Source organism: Albidovulum sp. (assembly GCF_041919395.1).
GTDB lineage: Bacteria > Pseudomonadota > Alphaproteobacteria > Rhodobacterales > Rhodobacteraceae > Albidovulum.
The window spans coordinates 1-2,468 of sequence record NZ_JAYRTX010000180.1 but is presented as its reverse complement, the minus strand read 5'-3'; the positions used below and the strand labels follow the sequence as shown (position 1 = coordinate 2,468).

Sequence of the window (2,468 nt, the reverse complement as noted above, 5' to 3'; positions counted from 1 at the left end):
GACGGCGGCGTCGTACTCGATACGGCGTCGGGTCCGCTGCGGCTGAAATCCGACGAACGCCACGTCGTCACCCCGGGCCAGACCGCGACCCTGACCGTCCTCGACACGCGGACGAACCTCGCCGTGACCAAGCCCGACGGGCCGGTGAACGCGATCCCCGTCCGCATGATCGGGGAGGAGTTCATCGGCGCCACGGCCACGATCTACCTGGAGACCGGCACCGGACAGGAGATCCGGGTCCAGAAAAGCCATGAAGAACTGGCGGGCATTCCGCTGGAGATCGGCCAGGAGCTCTTCGCCTGGTGGGCACACACGGATGGCCATCTTGTCACCGAGGACTAGGGCCGGCATGGCCGCAGGCCGCCTGGCAGGCTCTGGCCGGCCCCTCGGTCTCACTGCGCCGCAGTGTGGACGCCTCATGCCCCTCGCGCTGGATGCCGCCTCCGCGGGTCCTGCCTTGTCGCTGGCAACGTTCGGTCTCAGCCAGGACCAGATCGACGCGGTCCCCGTCGCGGTTGCGTTTGCCCCGCGGTCCCCGGCGGCGCTCCAGCGCCTGCGCAGGGCACTGGTCCGGCTCCTCCGTCCGGGGTATGTTCCGGAGGAGGACCGCCGCACCTGGTCGCGCGAGCATCTCATCGTCGCGCCGGGCGCAGGTGCGGCACCGGGCCGGAACGACCGGCCGTGAGGATGATGGACCGATGCTTCGGCGGGACGACGCGGGAAAGGTCGCGACAATGCTCGACATGAGCGGGGCGCTCGTTCCGCTCGGCGCTGCCTACTATCCCGTCGGTGACGTCCAGAAGACAAAGAGCTATGCCTTCCTGCTCCTGAAGGACTTCACCCTCCTCGCCTTCAGCGCCGCGATCGAGCCCTTCCGCATTGCCAACCAGCTCTCGCAGAAACCGCTCTACCGATGGTGCGTCGTTTCCGAGGACGGAAGGCCGGTGCGCAGTTCCTCAGGGGTAGAGATTGCCGCCGATGCGGCGCTCGCCTCAGTGGACCGCGACACGGTCCTCTTCGCCTGCTCGGGCAATCTCGCAGGGGGCTATCCCTCGAAATCCACCCTCGCCTTCCTGCACAGGCACTTCCGCACCGGCGGAACGGTCGGCGGGATCTGCACGGGCGCCGTCTCGCTCGCGCAGGCGGGGCTCCTCGAAGGACGCGCCTTCACGCTGCACTGGGAGTGCCACCCCGGTTTTGTCGAGCTGTTCCCCCGTCTCCCGCCGAGCAAGCGCCGGTTCGAGGCCGACAAGCGAATCCTCACCTGCGGCGGTGGCGCCGCGGCAGCCGACATGGCAATCTCGATCATCCGCAAGGACCACGGCGATGCCTTCGCCACCGTCGTTGCGGACATGTGCCTTCTCAGGGACGATGCCGGCGCGAACCTCGGCCAGCGGACCTCGATCGGCGCCGCGCTCCACACCCGCAATCCCGGGCTGATCGAGATCGTGAAGCTGATGACCGACAACGTCGAGACGCCGCTGTCCATGGCCGAGCTCGCCGAAAAGGTCGGCTACACCAAGCGCCACATCGAGCGGCAGTTCCAGCGCTGTCTCGGCGTGACGCCGGCACGGTTCTACCAGAACCTGCGTCTCGATGTCGCCCGCGGCCTTGTCACCGAGACGAACATGACCCTCTTCGAGATCGCCGCCGCCTGCGGCTTCAACTCAAAGTCCTATTTCGCCAAGACCTTCGCCCGGCGGTTCGGACACCCGCCGAGCCGCGTCCATCACCGGCGCCGCGCGACCGGCGAAAGGGCCTGATGCCCCGGCGCGGCATCGGTGCGGGCCGCTCCCGGCACCCAGGCGCGGCCCGATCCGGTCGTTCGGGCAAGAAGCGGTCCCCTGCCCGATGCCCGGATGCCTCCCTCCCCGACGCCATCGCGCCGTGCCAGACCCCGGCTGTCAAAGCCCGAGGAAACCGAAGGAGGCATAGATCACTGAGGTTGCGATCTTCGGTGGGCAGCCAGGTCATAACGACCGTGATCTTCCATTCCCCCTTTGGGACGGATATCGTCTTCTTGAACGCGCGTACCCTGGGTCGAATACCGATTGCCGATCGGCGAATGAGACATGTTGATGAGAGTGACGGCTTGATCCGACTTCCCCTTGAGTACGCCAAGGGATGGGGCCGGTGAGCGGCGGCGGGGCATCAAGCACCCGAGGGCATGGCACGCCCCTCGTGTCGGTCGTGATCCCGGCCTTCAACCTCGCCTGGCTGATCGGCGATACGATCCTGTCCGTCCGTCACCAGACGCTGGACGACATCGAAATCCTCGTCATCGACGACGGATCGACCGATGACCTCGCCGCCGTGCTTGCGCCGCATTGCGCCGAGGACCCGCGCATCCGGGTGATCAGGCAGGATAACCGGGGCCTTGCCGGGGCCCGCAATCGCGGCCTTGCCGAGGCACGGGCGGGCTATGTCGGGTTCATCGACGCCGACGACATCTGGCATCCGCGCTTTCT

Annotated in this window: 4 protein-coding genes; all 4 read left to right on the top strand. The window is 67.4% G+C overall.

What is annotated here, in order from left to right; translation table 11 throughout:
* On the top strand, positions 1 to 342 hold a 342-nt coding region (locus ACMUOO_RS17105; RefSeq protein ID WP_413855797.1), incomplete at its 5' end, for a TOBE domain-containing protein.
* A 76-nt stretch (positions 343 to 418) separates the two neighbouring features.
* Complete coding sequence (locus ACMUOO_RS17100) at positions 419 to 685, top strand: hypothetical protein (protein ID WP_301920622.1); 267 nt, start codon at positions 419 to 421, stop codon at positions 683 to 685.
* 13 nt (positions 686 to 698) lie between these two features.
* Positions 699 to 1,763, top strand: coding sequence for a GlxA family transcriptional regulator (locus ACMUOO_RS17095; protein ID WP_301920623.1), 1,065 nt, complete (start codon positions 699 to 701; stop codon positions 1,761 to 1,763).
* Positions 1,764 to 2,133: 370 nt separating this feature from the next.
* Positions 2,134 to 2,468, top strand: a 335-nt coding sequence (locus ACMUOO_RS17090; RefSeq protein ID WP_413855796.1) for a glycosyltransferase family 2 protein, incomplete at its 3' end; no start/stop codon positions are given.